We start from the raw sequence: 18707 nt of genomic DNA, 5'->3' as shown, positions 1-18707 counted from the left end.
CCTTTATGGAAGAACTCAATAAGCAGGGCTTACCTTATGTAGTGCTAGAGATAGAATCTAGCAAAGAAGTTAGGGTGCTAGAAGATGGGAGGAAATGAATTGTAGAATAATAATACTATAATAATATATGAAAAATGCAGTATAAAAAGGGCTAAAATGTTCTATTCAATAATTACAAAAGCACGAGATACTTGGTTTGATTCAAAAGATTGCCATATTAAAGAAATCGTTTCTTATATGCAGAAAAAAGCTGCCTTGCGTGATGCACAAATTGAGGCAATTAAAACCTATTTATATCTTAAAATAAAATGTCAAAACAAGCCTTTATGGCAACTTTTTTGTGAAGGTCATTTTAATGCCTTAAGTCTTTCTGAGATTTATCAAAAATTAAATGCAAATGCTCATACTTTTATTGATTATCTTAGATTAAATAAAGCAGCTCTAAGTCTTTATGATATTGCCCTACATTTACCTAAAAATGACTTGCAGCAATATATTCACAAAAATTATGCAGCAATTGACTATGAGCAAATCTTTAAAAGCCTATTTTATAATGTTTCTTACACGGATTATCTTTTTTCTCTCCCTATGGGTGCGGGTAAAACTTATCTTATGGTGGCTTTTATATATTTAGATTTGTATTTTGCCCTTAATGAGCCAGATAATAAATCTTTTGCTCATAATTTCTTAATCTTAGCTCCTTCTGGACTCAAAAGTTCTATTATTCCAAGTCTTAGAAATATTAAAGATTTTGATGTGAGCTGGATTCTGCCTGAACCTAGTGCAAGTAAGCTTAAAAAGTTGATGAAATTTGAGATTTTAAATCAAAGCAAAACAAACAAGAAAAGCAACAAAATCCAAAATCCCAATGTTGCTAAAATCGCTTCTTATCAGCCTTATGAGACTATGTTTGGTGTGATTTTGCTTACTAATGCAGAAAAGGTAATTTTAGAAAAACTTGATAAAGATGTTTTGCAAGATTTAAGTGGAGAAAATGAACAAATCTGGGGTAGCGCAAATGAATTAAGGGATACTATTACAAATATTCCAAATTTAGGTATTTTTATTGATGAAGTGCATCACGCAACAAATGAGGAAATCAAACTAAGACAGGTTGTTAATGAGTGGAATAAAAAAGGTTCTGTTAATATGGTTGCTGGATTTTCAGGGACACCTTATCTTAAAAGTAGCGAAAAAATTATTATTGGTGATAATGTGAAAATTGAACATAAAGAAATTTCAAATATCGTGTATTATTATCCACTTATTAAAGGTATAGGAAATTTTCTCAAAACCCCTGTACTTAAAACTGCTCATACTTTAAATCGCCTCGAGATTGTAGAGCAAGCCTTAAAAGAATTTTTAAAAGATTCTAAGATTTATGAAAATACTTTAAATGCTAAAATGGCTATTTATTGTGGAAGTATAGAGAATTTAGAAGAGCAAATTTATCCTAAGGTGTGTGAGATTTTAGCAGACTTTAGATTAGATTCTAGCCATATTTTAAAATTCCATAAAGGTAATAAGTCCTATCCCGAACCTAAGAATGCTTTAAATGAATTTGAAAATCTTGATAGTCCTTTTTCAAAAATCAAAGTTATTTTGCTTGTGCAAATTGGTAAAGAGGGTTGGGATTGTAAATCTCTAAGTGGAGTTGTTTTAGCTCAAGAGGGAGATTGTCCTAAAAATATGGTCTTACAAACTGCTTGTAGGTGTTTAAGACAAGTGCAAAAGTATAAAAATGAAAAAGCCCTGATTTATCTTAATGAATTTAATGCGAAAAAACTTGCCGAACAATTAGCCCAAGAGCAAAGAATGAGTATAGAAGAGTTTCAAAAAGGCGAGGAGAAAAAGCTTATAGAAATAAAAAGATATGATAGGACAAAAAGACTTCATTTAAGCCCTATTGACTTTTATCAATTAAAACTTATTTTTTCAAATTCCATTACAAAAAGCACAAATCCTAGTGAATGTTTGAAATCTCTCAAGCCCACAAAAGATAGCCTTATCATCAAAGAACAAGACTTGAATAATAAAGTGCTAAACATAAGTATAGGACAAAGGCAAAGCAAAGAAGAAGCATATTTTAATCTTTGGTTGTATAAAATTATCAAAGAAAGCTTTCATACTTTGAATTTGCAAGATTTAAAACCTTTTAAAAATCTCTTAAAAGAACTTTTTAATAAAATCACTTTAAAAGAAAATGACAAGCTTTATTTTAATCCTGATTTTGATAGAAAAGCTTTAGAATCTAGCATTAGAAAAGCTTTTTGCGATAAAAGAGAGCTTCAAATACAAAAAGAGCTAATCCCTCAAAGTGCAAGTTTGCTCATCGCTTCAAAATTCAAATCATCCGTTTTTGCAGACAATGTTACTGCTTTTATTCCTACACAAGATATAGTGCAAAGAATCATAGATGAAGATGAGGGTAAAATAGGTGTAGCTTTAAATAAAGAAGAGCAAAAAATCATCACGCAACTTGAATCTTTAGGGCAATTTGAAGCCATAAAAGTAATGCAACAAAGAGCAAAAACTTTTTTAGAGGAATATCATTATGACAAAGACAAAACCTATCACTATTTGCCTTACCAAACTGATAGTGCGTATGAAAGAGAAGTTTTTAATGAGATTTTAAAGTTACAGAAATTTAAAGAACTTGATTTGGAGATTTATTATAATGGCGATAATGCTTTGAGTGATTTTAAAATCCAAGCTTCTTACAAAAATACCAATTTAGGCAAATATACTCCCGATTTTTTGATTTTACAAAGAAAACAAAATATTATTCATAAAATATTGATTGTAGAGACCAAAGGAGAGACTTTTGCAGAGAGTTTTAAGGCTAAAAAAGAGTTTATGGATGAATTTATTAAGTTTAACAATGAAGAGTTTGGCTATAAAAAGTTTGGCTTTTTATATTTGCAAGATGATAGAGACAAAGGCTATGAGCTTATAGAAGCTATTGATGAAGCCTTAAAATTTTTTGAATTAAAGGAGTGAAAATGCCATTAAAATATATCCCTTATTTTAAAGACCCCATTAAAGGACAAGCCCTTTTAGATAACTTCACACGCACCTTAAAATATAGTGGCAATGATAAAATAGGCTATAAGTTAAAACGTGGAATGCCTCTTTATGAAGTAGAAACCAAAGAAATCGTGCATAGCAATCCTAACCTTACAAACACAGAATCTAAAATGGACGCAAACCTTTTAATAAGAGGTGAATGCTTAAGTGCCTGTGCATATCTTAAAGAGCAAGGCATAGAAGTAGATTTAGTCTATATAGACCCACCCTTTGCAAGCGGAGCAGACTATGCAAAAAAGGTAATTTTAAGGAAAAATCCTAAAATAACTGAGCTTTTAGAAAAAGAAAATGAAATTGAAATGGGAGAGGATTTTAAGGGCTTTGAAGAAAAAATGTATGGGGATATTTGGAATAAAGAGGATTATCTCAATTGGATGTATGAAAATCTCACAGCAATAAAATCCGTGATGAGCGAGAATGCAAGTATTTATGTGCATTTAGATTGGCACATTGGGCATTATGTGAAGATTCTAATGGATGAGATTTTTGGAGAGGAGAATTTTCAAAACCAATTAATTTGGAAATACTTTGGACCGACCAGCACCAAAACAAATTATCCACGCAAACACGATATGATTTTTTTCTACACTAAAAATATAGATGAATATTATTTTGATTATACGGCTTGTTTGGTGGAATATGACGAAAAGGCTATTAAACGATATGATAAGGTTGATAAAGACGGCAGAAAATATAAAATTTATTATGATAAAGATGGTACAGAAAGAAAAGCATATATGAATGGTGGAACGCCAACAGAAATTTTTGATTTTTCAGGCGTGCAAAATCCAGATTATGCCACTCAAAAACCCGAAGCATTGCTAGAGCGAATCATCAAAGCTAGCTCTAATGAGGAAATGATAGTTGCAGATTTCTTTGGAGGGAGCGGGGTAACTGCAGCAGTGGCACAAAAGCTCAAACGCCGCTTTATCCATTGTGATGTAGGGATAAACTCTATTCAGACAACAAGAGATAGACTTAAAGAATTAAATGCAGAATTTGATATTTTAGAGATAAAAGATGGCATAAGCTTATTTAGAAATCCAGCTCAAACTATGGATAAGCTTAAAACCCTTATTCAAGGCTTAGGTGAGAATGAAAGTTTAGATAAGGAATTTTGGATAGGTAACATTATGGATTCTAAGCTTGGAATCGTGCCTGTATCTGTGCCAAATTTGCTTGATAGCAGTAGCAAAATGCTTGATATGGTAGCAATGAATGAACTGATTAATAAAGGCTTAAATGCCCTTGATGAAGAGCTTGATGTAAAAAAAGTCATTGTGTATTATGTAGATATTCAAGATTTAGAAGAGATGCAAAATTTTATCAAAGAACAAAACACTCACACACTCATAGATATAGAGCTAAGACCTCTAAATGAGTTGCTTGATGAGGTGATAGATGAAGATTATGCAGAGTATGAATTAAAGCGAAATGGTGATATTTATGAGCTTACAATTACAAGTTTTTTAAGCGATAGAGTGTTAAGTAAAATTAAAGCTTATAATGAAAAAAAGGTGGCACAGAGTATTAAAAATGGCAAAGCCTTTATACCAATAAGTGTAAGTGAAAATGGCTTAGAATGTATAGAGTATGTAAGCCTTGATTGTAAAAATGCTGATAAAAATGCAGTTTGGGAAAGTAGTAGTGAGATAAAAATCACTAAAAATTCCTTTGTTATTAAAAATGGAGTGAAAACAAAAGAATTTTGGAATGGAAAAATAAGCTCAAACAAAAAGCCCTTAAGACTTAAAGTGCGTAATATCTGCGGTGATGAGAGTGTGGTGATATTAAAACATTGATAATAAGAGAATAATAGAAATTGTGGAAATGTTTGCAGAAAACCTGAAATTGTAATTTAAACTTAAGAATCTAAGAAATATAGTTTTAGAGAGAATTTAGAATAAAGTTGTTATGCGTTGTATGTGTATCAAGCAGAATAGATAAATAAAAAGCAAGTTTTAAGATAGAATCTTATTAAAAACTCTTAAGCTTAAGAATAAAGGTTAAAATACACCATATAAAAGTTTTAATAAATTTAATACTTTTGTGTTTTGCTTATGTAGGGGTGAGCTTGTGTGATTATGGATTATAAAAAGCGTTTTTATGATAAATTTATTTATTTGATTGAGGGAGCAAAAGATTATGGATTACTTGGAATAAATAAATAAGGAGTTGAGTAAATTTATGGAAAAATGTGCGAGGTAAAATTATGAACTATAAAAAAGCATTTTATTCTAAATTAGAAGATTGCTACTTAGGAGTGAAGATTAAGGACTTTCACAAAGGAAATATTGCTAAAAGTGGCTTTAGCAATCTGCTTAAAATCAAAGAGCGATATTTCGCTCATATCAAAGGCTATTTGGATTCACAAATTGAGTCTAAAAGCACTACAAATTGGGAAAATCACGACATTTACAACAAGCTTTTTACCTTTTTTGATAGCTATCTTAATGAAAGTGGCACACCCTTTTTCACTGATACGCCCATCTATAAAAATATCTATGCCAAAGTCTATAGCAACGCCAAAGATACGAGCCTATTTTACAAAACCCAAAATCTCTACTATGTCAAATCCGATACCCTCTATCAAAGCCTTACTTTAAGTGATGAAAATGAAAGTTATGAAGTCATCTTTGATGCAAGTGAATACTGCCAGAGCACAGATAATAGCAAAAACAAGGTAGTTTTTAAGCTAGATTCTATTCTTTGTCATTTTGATTCTACCTCTTATGATTCTGCTTTTCATTCTGCAACTTCCTCTTGTCATTCTGAAGCTTTGCAGGAGATAGCTGAAGAAACTAGCGACCAAATCATTATCAAGGTTACCAATCAAAAAGACCTCTCCCACGAGCTAAGTGATGTCTTTAAACAAAATTCCAATGAATTTAGCGAGGAATTCCTCAAAACCCTCAAAGAAAACAAAATAAAATATAACGAGGAAAGCCTCAAAAAAATCTTTAAAAGCTACAAAAAGCAAAGTGAAATCGACTTTTTTATCCACAAAAATGCCAAAGCCTTTTTGCAAGAACAATTTAATTTATGGATGTTTAACTATCTTTATAAAGATAGCGAGATTCAAGAATGGAATCCGCATATCATTGCGCATTTGCAAAGGATTAAGAATATCGCCTATGAAGTTATCAGTCTTATCGCAGACTTTGAAAACGAGCTAAAGGCAATATGGCTAAAGCCAAAGTTTGCTAAAAAGGTAGAATATGTTTTTAGCGTAGATATACTCTTAAAGCATTCGGTTTTGAGCGAGGGCAATTCGTCTCTTACGCAATCTTTACAGGAGTTTCAAAAAACTGCTTCAGTTATTAGCGATGAGCTAGCTCCTTTTCAGTTTTCTTCACAACCTACAAATCTTACGCAAGATACTAGAATTGCTACATTATCTACATCTAATCACTCCGAGCAAAAACCTCAAACCTTAATGGATTTTATCATCAACGATAAAGGCTTTGAATCCCAAATTGCAGAATGGCAAGAATTAAAGCTAATTGATGAAACTTTTGATAAGCAAAACTTCTTAGATTTTTGTCATTCTGAAGCTTTGCAAGGAATGATTGATGAATCTAATTCTTGTCATACTGAAGTCTTGCGTAGCAAGGCTGAAGAATCTCAACAAGACAACAAAAGGGATATTTCGGCTTTGCCTCAATATGACAAAAGCATAAATTGTCATTGTGAGCCTACCTTAGCAGGTGAAGAATCTCAAAATATAAAATCTCAAGAGGTATTTTGCTTCGCTCAATATGACAAAGTAGAATCCCAAAAATACCTCTATCTTCCTATCGATACAAAACACTTTAGCCAAGAGACAAAATACAAGATTCTAAGCAGTTTTGATAATTTAGAATCTTTGCTCAATGGTGAATTGATTAAATCAGATAATTTTCAAGCTTTGAATACTCTAAAGCCCAAATATCAAGGCAAAGTGGATTTGATTTATATTGACCCGCCTTATAATACAGGCAATGATGGCTTTATCTATGCAGATACTTTCAATCACTCTTCGTGGTTAAGTCTAATGAACAATCGCCTTGAATGTGCAAGAGAATTGCTTAATCTCAAGGGGAGTATATTTATTAGCATTGATGACAAGGAACAAGCAAGGCTTAAGTTGCTGTGTGATGAGGTATTTGGGGAGGAGAATTTTGTAAGTAATGTGATATGGGAAAAGAAATATTCTCCCTCAAATGATTCAAAGTATTTAAGCGACAATCATGATTTTATTGTTTCTTATGCAAAAAATAAAGATTTATGGAAACCTATTTTATTACCAAGAACAGAAGAAATGAATGCGAGATATAGTAACCCCGACAATGATTCAAGAGGAGATTGGAAAGCGGGCGGTTTTTCTGTCAAAACATATAGCAAATCTTATGATTATCCTATTACTACACCAAGTGGAAAAGTTGTTTATCCACCAAGCGGAAGCTGTTGGCAAACCTCAAAGGAAAATTATGAAAAATTATTGCAGGATAATAGAATTTATTTTGGAAAAAATAATGATTCAAAACCACAAATAAAACAATTTCTATCTGAAGTTCAACAAGGTGTAGTTTCAAAGACGCTTTGGCGTTATGATGAGGTTGGACATAATCAGATAGCCAAACAAGAGATAAAGGCAATGTTTAAAGATGAAATTTTCGATACTCCAAAACCCGAAAAACTCCTGCAAAGAATCTTAGAGATTGCAAGTAATGCAGCTACCCCTCCGCAAGGTGAGGGGCTTCTCCCCTCTAAGATTCATTCCCCCTCCCTTGCGGAGGGGGCTAGGGGGTGGGTTTCTTCTGCTCAAAATGCTAGTTTAGTGCTTGATTTCTTTGCAGGTAGTGGCACGACCTTAGCAGTGGCTCAAAAGCTTGGGCGCAAATGGCTTGGTGTAGAAATGGGCGAGCATTTTTATGATGTCATCATTCCACGCCTTAAAAAAGTCATCGCAGGATTCCAAAGTGGAATCTCTAAAGAATGTAACTATAAAGGTGGAGGGGCTTTTCGCTACTATGAATTAGAATCCTATGAAGAGGCTTTGAGCCATTGCGAATATGTGCTACATAAACATATTTCCTCTTCCCCAACCCCCTCCGCAAGGGGAGGAGCTGAAAACAAGCAAACCTCCGCATTGGCTAAAGATGATAATCTTTCTAATATAAATATTACTTATTCATACTCCCCCTCCCTTATGAATGGGGATATTCCTTATTCCCCCTCCGCAAGGGATGGGGAAGAAGATGGGTATGCCTCCATAAAAGATGGGGAATGCTTCAATACAGAAATTAAAGATTCAATAAATAATGGCATTTACAAAGGCAAAGATTATGCTATGGCAGAGAAAATCATCGACTATCGTAAATCCCGCAAACTGATTGACAAACTCAATAAAGGCGAGATTGTGAGCCTTAATATGCACACAGAATCTCGCAAAGATTTTGATATTTTTCACACTTTAGCCAACCTTATGGGGTGGAAAATTAAGCGATTATTTTTATCTGGTGGCATAGAATCTTGCGAGTTTGACAATGGCGAGATTCTCACCCTAGATTCGCTAGACCTAGCTAAATATCCAAAACTTAAAAATCTCATTTGGTGGGAGTAGGGAAATTAATATGAATGTAAATATAAAAGCAGTTGTAGAAGAATTAAAAAATATCAAAGTTGAAAATGTGATATTTGAATCCATAATGAACGCAATACAAGCAAATGCTACACATATTGAGCTTAAAATTATAGCTTCTAGTTTAACTGAAAAAAATAAAACCCCCTATATAGATAAAATAGAAATAATTGATAATGGCGATGGATTTAACGAGGAAAATCTGAAGTCTTTTGGAGAATATCGCAGTAATTATAAAAAATCATTTGGTTGTAAGGGTGTTGGAAGATTTATGTATCTTAAGCTTTTTAAAAATGTCAAAGCTATTAGTAAGAATAAAGAATTTGATTTTACTTGTAATGGTATGACAGAACCCAAAAAAATAGATTCTGATGACAAAACGAAAGTGATTTTACTGAATCCAAAAGATAATTGTTTTGTTGATTTTTCTAAAATTAAGAAGCAAATCATAGAACATTTTTTGGCTTACTTTAAAACAGAAAATAAAAATATTCAAATAGATATTTATAGAAATGGTGAATGTGTAGATAGTATCAAAAGTAATGAAATGCCAAATTTTGAAAAGAAAGAATTTAAAATTAGGAGTTATTCTTTTACTTTATCATATCTATTTGGAAAAGATGATTTTAAAAATGAGGGATTTTATGTTGCAAATAAGAGAGTTGTGGTAAAGAATTCGGAGCTAGAACAAGATAGAAAATATGATTTACCAAGTGAAAAAGATTTAAAGATATTCTATATTTTAGAATCTGGTTATTTTGATAACAATGTCAATGATGAAAGAAATGAACTAAAAATTTATCCCAAACAAAAAAATTCACTCGAATTTCAAGATTTAAGCTGGAATGAAATATATGATGAATTGGAAAAGCAGCTTAAAATAATTTATAAAGAACATAATTTTGATGTAGAAAATAAAATTAAAGAAAATAGGAAAGAATCAATCAAAACATTCCCCTATCTTGGAGCATATTTTGAAAATAGGAATGAATTAAATATAGACGATATGTTAAAAAATGCAAAAAAGGAATTTGATGAGGATAAAGATTTTCTAAGAAATGGCAGTAACAAAACAAAAGAAAATTATGAGTCTAAATTAACTAAAGTAACTCAAGCCGAGTTAGCCGAATATGTATTTGATAGAAATAAATTAATTCAACAATTAAAAGAATCTGTAAAGAAAGGGGATATAGAGGCTAAAGTTCATAATCTATTTATGCCTAAGAATACATTTGATGATAAACAAGATTACAAGAGCAATAATGTTTGGTTATTTGATGATAGGTTTATGTGTTATGATAAAATTTTTAGTGATATACAAATCAAGGATATATTTCCAGAGCTGCACAAAAACAGAGAGAGACCGGATTTACTTAGTATTATTTCCAATACTTATGAGAAAGAAAAAATTACCGATATTTTGCTCATAGAATTTAAAAAGCCCGAAGAAAATAGAGATTATTTCCTAAAAGCAAATCGTCAGATTTTGAGTTACGCTTCTGCTATTAATGAGACATATTCACAAAAAAGCTTAAGAATTTGGGCATATGGTTTTTTAAAGTTTAATAACGACATCTTAAAAGACCTTATCAATGATGACTATAACCAAACATATACAAGTGCCAATTTCCCCATTTGCTATAAATATAATAAGGCTAACAATATAATTGTTAATTTTATGGATTATAATTCTTTAATTTGTGATGCAGAAAATAGAAATCAGTTATTTTTAGATATTTTGCGAGGAAAATATCTATGATAGTCAATGCAACCAATCTCCTCCTTTACACCACGCAAGATAAAAAAGTCAAAGTCGAACTTTATGAGCTTAGTGAGAGCGTGTATCTCAATCAAGATTCTATCGCCAAACTTTTTACCCTAAAGGGATTACATCTAAAGAAACTTTGTTTTCTAAAGAAACTTTGTTTTGACACCTCAAAGTCTCCTATCAGGGAATACATCATAAATATCCTAAAAGAGGGAGAATTACAAGCCCATTTAGTTATTTGGAAAATCCGAACAATTGCCATTAAAAACAAATGCAAGGATAGATAATGAAGAAGCAAAAGCCCACAACCAATCAAATGATTATTTATCAAGATTCTACCAATACTCCTGCTATTAGTATAAAACTAGAAAATGAAACGCTTTTGCTCACACAAAAGCAAATTGCAGAGCTTTTTGATGTAAGCGTGCCAACAATTAATGAACATATCAGACATATTTTTGACGAAGAAGAATTACAAAAAATTCCAACTATTCGGAAATTCCTAATAGTTCAAACTGAAGGGAATATGGAGGTTACAAGAGAATTAGAGCATTATAATCTCGATATGATTATCTCTGTGGGCTATCGTGTCAATTCCAAAAGAGCAACACAATTTCGCCAATGGGCAAGTAGAATCTTAAAAGAATACCTTATTAAGGGTTTTGTGCTTGATAATGAGAGGCTAAAGGGTGAGAAAGAGGGGTATTTTGATGAATTGCTTGAGCGACTTAGAGATATTTTCTCAAGTGAAGCAAGGATTTATGCTCAAGTCTTAAAAATCTATGCGACTGCGATTGATTATGATAAAAATTCTGCTATCACGCAAGAGTTATTCAAAACCATACAAAACAAACTGCATTATTCTGTATATGGGCATACCGTAAGTGAGCTGATTTATCAAAGGGCAGATTCTAATAAGCCTAATATGGGATTAAGTCATTTTAAAGGAAATATGCCCACCAAAAAAGAAAGTGAAATTGCTAAAAACTATCTCAAAGAAGATGAGCTAGAGACTTTAAACAGAATCGTTAGTGCATATTTTGAATTTGCAGAGCTTAGTGCGCTGAATCGTGAAACAAAAACAATGCAAGAGCCTTTGGATAAACTCAATAGTTTTTTAGAATTTAGCGGAAGAGAGATTTTGCAAAATGCGGGGAGTATCTCATACGAAAAAGCTATGCAAAAAGCACACAAAGAATACAATTTTTATAAACAAAAAACTAAAGAAGAAGTAGAAATCGCCTATGAGAATTTTCGCACAAAGACTAAAGCATTGAAAGGTAAAAATGGCTAAAGTAAAACAAAACACAAACTCATCGCAAAAAGAGCTGCTTCTTAAAGATATTGTCGCCCCAAAGATAAAAGATTACGAATCGCTTTTTGCAAATCTTGATTTAAAGAGTTTTTCTTATGATATTACTTTGCAAGACTATCAAAAATTTGCACTAAAAACTGCGATTGTAGCCCTAAAGCTTTATATGCACAATAGCGAGGGATTGTATCAAAGCTATTTAGATGCACAAAGCCAGATTCCGCTTAAAGATAAAATCAAAAAAGAATTCATCAACACCGCAAGCTTTTGGATGGCAACAGGAAGCGGCAAAAGTATCGTGATGATAAAACTAATCGCTCTTTTGCAAAAGCTTTTTGTGTTAAAGGAACTTCCCAAAAAGCCCATTATGCTCCTTGTGCCAAATGATAAAATCTTAGAGCAGTTTAAGGCTCATATTGGTGAATATAACGCCTATCAAGATAAAAATATCACTATTAAAGACTTAAGGGATTATGAAAATGCAGCAGCTTACAATTCACTCTTTGATGAAAACATCGTGTTTATGGGACGCAGTGATTTGCTTGATATAAATGAGAATGTCGGCAAAGATTCTAAACATAAGAGACTAAATTATAAAAACTTTTTGAATGAGCAGGGGTGGTATATCTTACTTGATGAAGCACATAAGGGCGATAGCAAAGATTCTGTGCGAAAGGGTTATATTAGAGAGCTTACTAGGGGTTTTGTCAATCGTAATAATGAGGTTTTTAGCGGATTTATCTTTAATTTCTCTGCTACCTTTAGCGATAGCTTTGACTTGCAAACTTGTGTCTTTAATTATAATTTAGAGAAATTCAATCGTGAGGGTTATGGTAAAAATATCGCTGTACTTGATAGTGATTTGAAATCTTTTAAAGATGCCCACAATAATGAGAAGCAAAAAGAAGAGCAAATCATAAGAATTTTAGAGAGTTTTATTCTCCTCTGTGCCATTAAGCAACATAAGCAAAAAATCCTATCAAACTTTAGTGATTTTGCAGAATCTAAAAAGCATAAACTCCAATATCATAATCCGCTTATTATTGCAGTGGCTGATAAGGTTAATACCAAAGATGCAGGAATAAAACTTTATTTTGAGGCAATTTTGAACATTCTTAAATTGGATAGAGATATTACAGAGATTGCAAAAAACCTCTCTGAAAAACTCCAAAATCAAGCTTTGTATTTTGAAAGCATTAACTTTGATGAGGAGTTTTTAGAATGTATAGCGGCAATAGATTCTAAAACTTTAAGGAAAGAAATCTTTTATGCTAAACAAACTTCTAGCATTGAAGCTTGTAAGATTAAGGGCAACAATAAAGAGCTTTGCTTTAAGAGCAAGAATGCGGACAAGCCCTTTTTACTTTTAAATATTGGCAGTATTAAAGAGTGGGAAAAGCAATATTTGCTTGAGCTTGGCATTGAGAGTGGCGAAGATATTGCAAGCGGATATTTTCAAAGCATTAATGAGAGTGATTCACCGATACAAATTATGATGGGAAGCAGAGTTTTTAGCGAGGGTTGGGATAGTAATCGCGTGAATTTGATTTGTTTTATCAATATCGGCAGCAAAAATGCAAAAAAGTATGTCTTGCAGACCATTGGTAGAGGCGTGAGGATTGAACCTTTTAGGGGAGTGAGAAAAAGGCTTGAGATTTGCCAAAGTTTGGAGTATCAGACAAAAGAGAGTTTGTGTAAGGGGAGTTTGGGTATAGAAACACTCTTTATTATGGCATCAAACAAGGAAGCGATTAAGGGGATTTTAGAGGGGTTAGAGGCTTTTATCCAAACAAAACCCTTAAATGGGTTTGTCAAAAGCAAAACTTTTGAACCTTTGCTTGTGCCTAAATATAAAGATTTTGGTGAGACAAGGAAAACCTATAGAATCTCACAACAAGATTTTGAGAATCTACAAAACTATATAGAATCTTTTGATGAAGATGTGCTGTTATTATTAGAAAATATCCAAGCTAAAGATTTGGGATATTCTATACTTTTAAAAATACGCGAGAAAAAAGAGCTTGAAATCTTTGGAAACACAAAGACTTTGGAGGCAAAAAATGCCCTAAAAACGCTCAATCATTTCTTCCAATCTTCTAGCAAAGTTTTTGAGAGATTTGAGCTTTTGAGTGATGAAATTTGTCATTATGAAAAATTTAGCTCTACGCTTGATTCTATGATTGTGGAAGAAATGAATAAAAGAATTAAAGAACTCGTATTGACAAAAAGTATAGACATAATAGGCATAAGAGAAGATTTAGAATCTAAAGGTGTCCAAAAAGAATATATAGACACCATTTTACAATCCCAACAAGCTAAGAAGACTGCTGAAGTCTATGGATATGTTTTAGATTCTAGCTTGCAAGAGCATTATTATAATCCCCTTGTAATTGATGAGAAAAAGGACAATAGGATTGTTTATGCAATTAGAGAGTCAAGTGAAATAGATTTCTTAAAAGATTTACAAAAGTATGTAAAAAATAAAGACAATGCCCTAAAAGAGTATGAATGGTGCTTTAGCAGGATTGTAGAAAATGTGGATTCTATTTATATCCCCTATTTTGATGAAGAGAAGCAGGAGTATCGAAAATTCTACCCTGATTTTATCTTTTGGCTAAGGTGTAAAGAAAGCAAAACTTATAAAATACTTTTTATCGACCCTAAGGGCTTACAACACGAGACAAATGCTCGCTATAAAATACAAGGTTTTGAAGATATTTTTAGCAAGCATTCTTTAAACTTTGACTCACTAGATATTGAGGTATCTTTATTTTATTATAATAAGCGAAACTACCCCACTCAAGGTATGGAAAAGTATATCAAATCAACGATCGATGAGGTATTCTTAAAGATTTATAAAGAATAATCAAATACTCTTTTGCTTATAATTTTCCCCTTTAGCATTCACGCGAAGTCTAAAGCATTGAAATGATTTTCGCACAAAAAGCATTGATAAGGTATTAAAAAAGGCAGGGTGAAAATAACTAGAGCAAAATAAAGATAAAACAAGGGTAAAAATAACGAGTAAAACTAGATAAAACAAGGCAAAATAACTAAAACAAACTAAAGATAAAATAACTAGAGTAAATTTGGAGTTGAATAATATTCAAGTAACAAAACAAGGCAAAGACTATTAAAGATAAGGTAAAGCAAAGATAACTAAAATAAAATTTTAGATAATTCTAGGAGAAAATAGAGTGATTTTTGAGAGACAAGACTATCAGCAAGAATGTATAGGCAATGTTATTTCTGTGTTAGAAGACTTTGACTTTAGCACACATAATGCAGAAAATCTTAAGAATTGTTTAAATAGATTCTATACCACGCACACTATGCCCTTAAAGATAAGGTAAAGCAAAGATAACTAAAGTAAAATAAAATTTTAGATAATTCTAGGAGAGAATAGAGTGATTTTTGAGAGACAAGACTATCAGCAAGAATGTATAGGCAATGTTATTTCTGTGTTAGAAGACTTTGACTTTAGCGCACATAATGCAGAAAATCTTAAGAATTGTTTAAATAGATTCTATACCACGCACCCTATGCCCTTAAAGAATTTAAGCCATAAGCTTAATCTTGATATTCTTATGGAGACAGGCACAGGCAAGACTTTCACTTACCTTAATCTCATCTTTGAACTTCATTTCAATTTTAAGCAAAATAAATTTATTATTTTTGTCCCAAGAAAGGCGATTTTAGAATCTGTCAAACAAAATATCAAACTCACAAAAGATTATTTCTATACCCAATATAACAAGCACCTTAAAGCTTATGTATATAGCGACACAAAGAGCCAATCAGCTATTATCAATCATTACATTAAAAATAGCGATGAACTCTCCGTGCTAATCCTTACAAATAGTGCCATTGATAAAGAGGGTAATATTTTAAATAAGAGCAGCGAGGGGCTTTTTAATACAGAGAGTATCTTTGCAAACATTGCTAATCTAAAGCCAATTAGCATTATTGATGAGCCTCATTTGCTAAAAGGCGAGGCATTTAATAAGTATTTTTCAAAGATTAACTCCTTGTATTTTCGCTTTGGTGCGACTTTCCCAAAAGAAAAAGAATATTGCTTAAGCAATGTTATTTATTGCCTTGATTCTATGAGTGCTTTTAATCACTATCTTGTGAAGCAAATACGCACACACACTATCATTCAAGACAATGATAGCCCCTATCTTATCAAAGCCAATAGCAAGGAAAGAAATGCGATTTTTTCTTATTTTATTAATGGAGTTGAGAAGCAAAAAAGAATTAATCTTAATCAAGATTTAGGAGATTTAGATTCTAAGTTTAGGGGCATTTGCCTAACAAAAATCACTAAAGACAAAGTGTATTTAGAAAATGGCGAGGTGATACAGACAAAGAAAGGCTATGTTTTGCAAGAGAGGGAGATTACTTCCTTGTTGCAAAAAGCCATTGATTTGCACTTTGAAAAAGAAATAGCTTTATTTAAGAAAGGTATTAAGGCTTTAAGCTTATTTTTTATCCCTAATATTGAGGATTTTAGGGGTGAAAAGCCTTTTATCAAACAAGAATTTGAGAGAATCTATAAGCAAAAGCGAGAGGAGGTTTTAAAGCAAGAACTTCCAAAGGATTATAGGGATTATTTAAAAGAGGATTTTGATAAAGATAATGTTTTACGCGTTCATCAAGGATATTTTAGTGGCGATAGCCTAAAAATGGCAAAGAAAAAAGAAAGCAATAAAGAAAATATCGAAGCAAGTGATATTAAAATGATTTTAGAGGAGAAAGAAAAGATACTTTCTTTTAACACCCCTTTGCGATTTATCTTTAGTGTATGGGCTTTGCAAGAGGGCTGGGATAATCCAAATATCTTCACACTTACCAAACTAGCAAATTCTAGTAGCGATACAAGTAGGCATCAGCAAGTAGGCAGAGGCTTAAGGCTTTGTGTCAATAGCGAGGGGAAGCGTATCACACACTCTTTTGTGGATTATAACGATAGTGAATTTTTTGATATAAATTATCTTGATATGATTGTAAGTAGCGAGGAGAGAGGCTTTATTGAGGATTTACAAAGAGAGATTGAGGACTCTAGCTTTTCTTTAAGTAGCGATATTTTGGATAGAGAGTTTTTAAAGCATTTAGGTTTAAATGAGCGTCAGATTGATAGGTTATTGATAAAATTAGAGGATTTGGGTGCTTTAGAATTTGATTGTGATAATGACCTTTATAAAATCATCGCTCCAATTTATGAAGAGATACAAGATGAGAGTATCAAAAAGCTTTTAGGCGAGAGTTATGCCAAGATATTAGAGGCATTTAAGCCAAGAGAGAATAAGCACGAATATGTAATAAATGCTAATAAATCTAATGAGCAAGTAAGCATTAAGCAAAGCCTTGCAAAAGAGTTTAAAGAGCTATGGCAGAGCATTAATGCCCAAGCAAAAATTGTCTATGAGAATATCAAAGAAGAGCATTTGATAGAATCTATCATAGATTCCTTTAATGCGAAGTCTATCCCTAAAGAGCAAATTTTTTATGAGAAAAAAGTCTATGAAAGCAAAAATAATAGAATTATCACACAAAAGCTAGAGAGCATAGCGACAAAAGATTATTTGCCTACTTTGCATAAAAATTTGCCCCAACTACTCATTGAGTTTGCTAAGGCAAGCCAAAAGCGCAGTAGTGAGGAGCTACCCTTAGTATTTTTAATTAGACTTTATAATCACCCAAAGCTTAATAAGCAAGGCTTTGCCAACTCACCCAAAGTGGCATTTCAAGTTTTGCAAGATTGTATCAAAGAGGAATTGCATAAGAATTTACTTCAATCTGTAAGCTATGATTTCTCACAGAATACCTTTAGCAATGAGAGATTTCAAATCCTTTATTTTGCAGATGGCACACCAAAGCCAAGCATTGAGAGGCACAAGCTAGGTAAATATATTGCCAAAGATAAGCAGGGCTTTGATTATCCCCCAAGTGAGCATTATCTCTATGACAAGGCGGTATGCGATTCTAAGATTGAAGAGGAGATAAGCCTTGAGAGCAACAATACCTTAATTGATAGCTATTCTAATCATCACAAAATAGAAGTATTTGCCAAACTTCCAAAGCTTAGTATCCCCACACCTTATAAGAACTATGAACCCGATTTTGCCTATTTGCTAAAAAATGACAGTGGGCAAAAAATCTTTTTTGTTTGTGAGAGCAAGGGCTATGATAAGGAAAGTGATATACCCGAGCCAGAGCAAAAAAAGATTGATTATGCAAGAGTATTTTTTAAAAAACTAGGAGAGAGTATGCAAAATAAAAATATTAAAGTGCTTTTTAGCCCCCGCATAAACAAGCAAAATTTGCTACAAGTCTTGCAAGAGGTTATGCAAAAAAGCAATGAAAAGAAGTAGTTGAGAGCAAAAAAGCAATGAATAAAGTAGTCTAAAAGGAGAGCAAAGATGATAGATAAAAATGAGGCAAAAAGGCTAGGGTTTAAGGTTATGGATTCTAAAAAAGAGCAAAATCCACTTTATGAGAATCTTAAGAGTAATTTCCCTCAAACGATTAATTCTGATGGTGTAGTAAGTCTAAAAGCTATTGCAACACTTTTAGGCATAAGTGAGAGGGCAGATGTGCAAGGCTATGAGCTAACCTTTAGCGGCAAAGGCTTGGCAAATGCCCTTTATTCCACACCTTGTGCTAAAGAGCTATTCTTAAATCCAAAGCAAAGTGTTTCTAAATATTTTCACACTAACCCAAAAGATTCTTTGATTCTAAATCCTCTAAAATCAAAAGATTCTTTAATTCTAAATCCTCTTGCAAGTTTAAATATCTCTACTTATCATTCTGCAACTTCCCCTTGTCATTCTAAGCAAAGCGAAGTATCTCTTAAGGATTCTAAAAATATTTCTTGTCATTCTGAAGTCTTGCGAAGTAAGGCTGAAGAATCTCAT

General features: G+C 32.4%; 9 protein-coding genes and 1 pseudogene. All 10 read left to right on the top strand.

Annotated features, from left to right (window positions below):
• Positions 1-156 precede the first annotated feature (156 nt).
• Positions 157-3000 (top strand): DEAD/DEAH box helicase, encoded by a 2844-nt coding sequence (locus CQA44_RS09145; RefSeq protein ID WP_115546953.1) that lies wholly within the window; start codon positions 157-159, stop codon positions 2998-3000.
• A 2-nt stretch (positions 3001-3002) separates the two neighbouring features.
• A complete protein-coding gene (locus tag CQA44_RS09140) occupies positions 3003-4889 on the top strand; it encodes a DNA methyltransferase (protein ID WP_115546952.1) in 1887 nt (628 codons plus the stop codon).
• 410 nt (positions 4890-5299) lie between these two features.
• Entirely contained in the window at positions 5300-8692 is a 3393-nt protein-coding gene (locus tag CQA44_RS09135) for a site-specific DNA-methyltransferase (protein WP_115546951.1), read from the top strand.
• Positions 8693-8702: 10 nt separating this feature from the next.
• On the top strand, positions 8703-10469 hold the full coding sequence (locus CQA44_RS09130) for an ATP-binding protein (RefSeq protein WP_115546950.1): 1767 nt from the start codon (positions 8703-8705) through the stop codon (positions 10467-10469).
• Positions 10466-10765, top strand: a complete 300-nt coding sequence (locus CQA44_RS09125) for a hypothetical protein (protein WP_258864976.1) — start codon at positions 10466-10468, stop codon at positions 10763-10765. Before CQA44_RS09130 ends, CQA44_RS09125 begins: the two co-directional genes overlap by 4 nt.
• Positions 10765-11772, top strand: a complete 1008-nt coding sequence (locus tag CQA44_RS09120) for a virulence RhuM family protein (RefSeq protein WP_115546949.1) — start codon at positions 10765-10767, stop codon at positions 11770-11772. The genes CQA44_RS09125 and CQA44_RS09120 overlap by 1 nt, the downstream gene beginning before the upstream one ends.
• On the top strand, positions 11765-14656 hold the full coding sequence (locus tag CQA44_RS09115) for a DEAD/DEAH box helicase family protein (protein WP_115546948.1): 2892 nt from the start codon (positions 11765-11767) through the stop codon (positions 14654-14656). Before CQA44_RS09120 ends, CQA44_RS09115 begins: the two co-directional genes overlap by 8 nt.
• Before the next feature lie 331 nt (positions 14657-14987).
• On the top strand, positions 14988-15143 hold the full coding sequence (locus CQA44_RS12620) for a hypothetical protein (RefSeq protein ID WP_181881851.1): 156 nt from the start codon (positions 14988-14990) through the stop codon (positions 15141-15143).
• Between the two features lie 54 nt (positions 15144-15197).
• Positions 15198-18164, top strand: a complete 2967-nt coding sequence (locus CQA44_RS09110; protein WP_115546947.1) for a DEAD/DEAH box helicase family protein — start codon at positions 15198-15200, stop codon at positions 18162-18164.
• A gap of 48 nt (positions 18165-18212) precedes the next feature.
• Positions 18213-18707 (top strand): annotated as a pseudogene (locus tag CQA44_RS09105) (hypothetical protein); the annotation flags it as partial.

The organism is Helicobacter sp. MIT 14-3879 (assembly GCF_003364125.1).
This window is presented reverse-complemented; position numbering and strand designations above follow the sequence as displayed.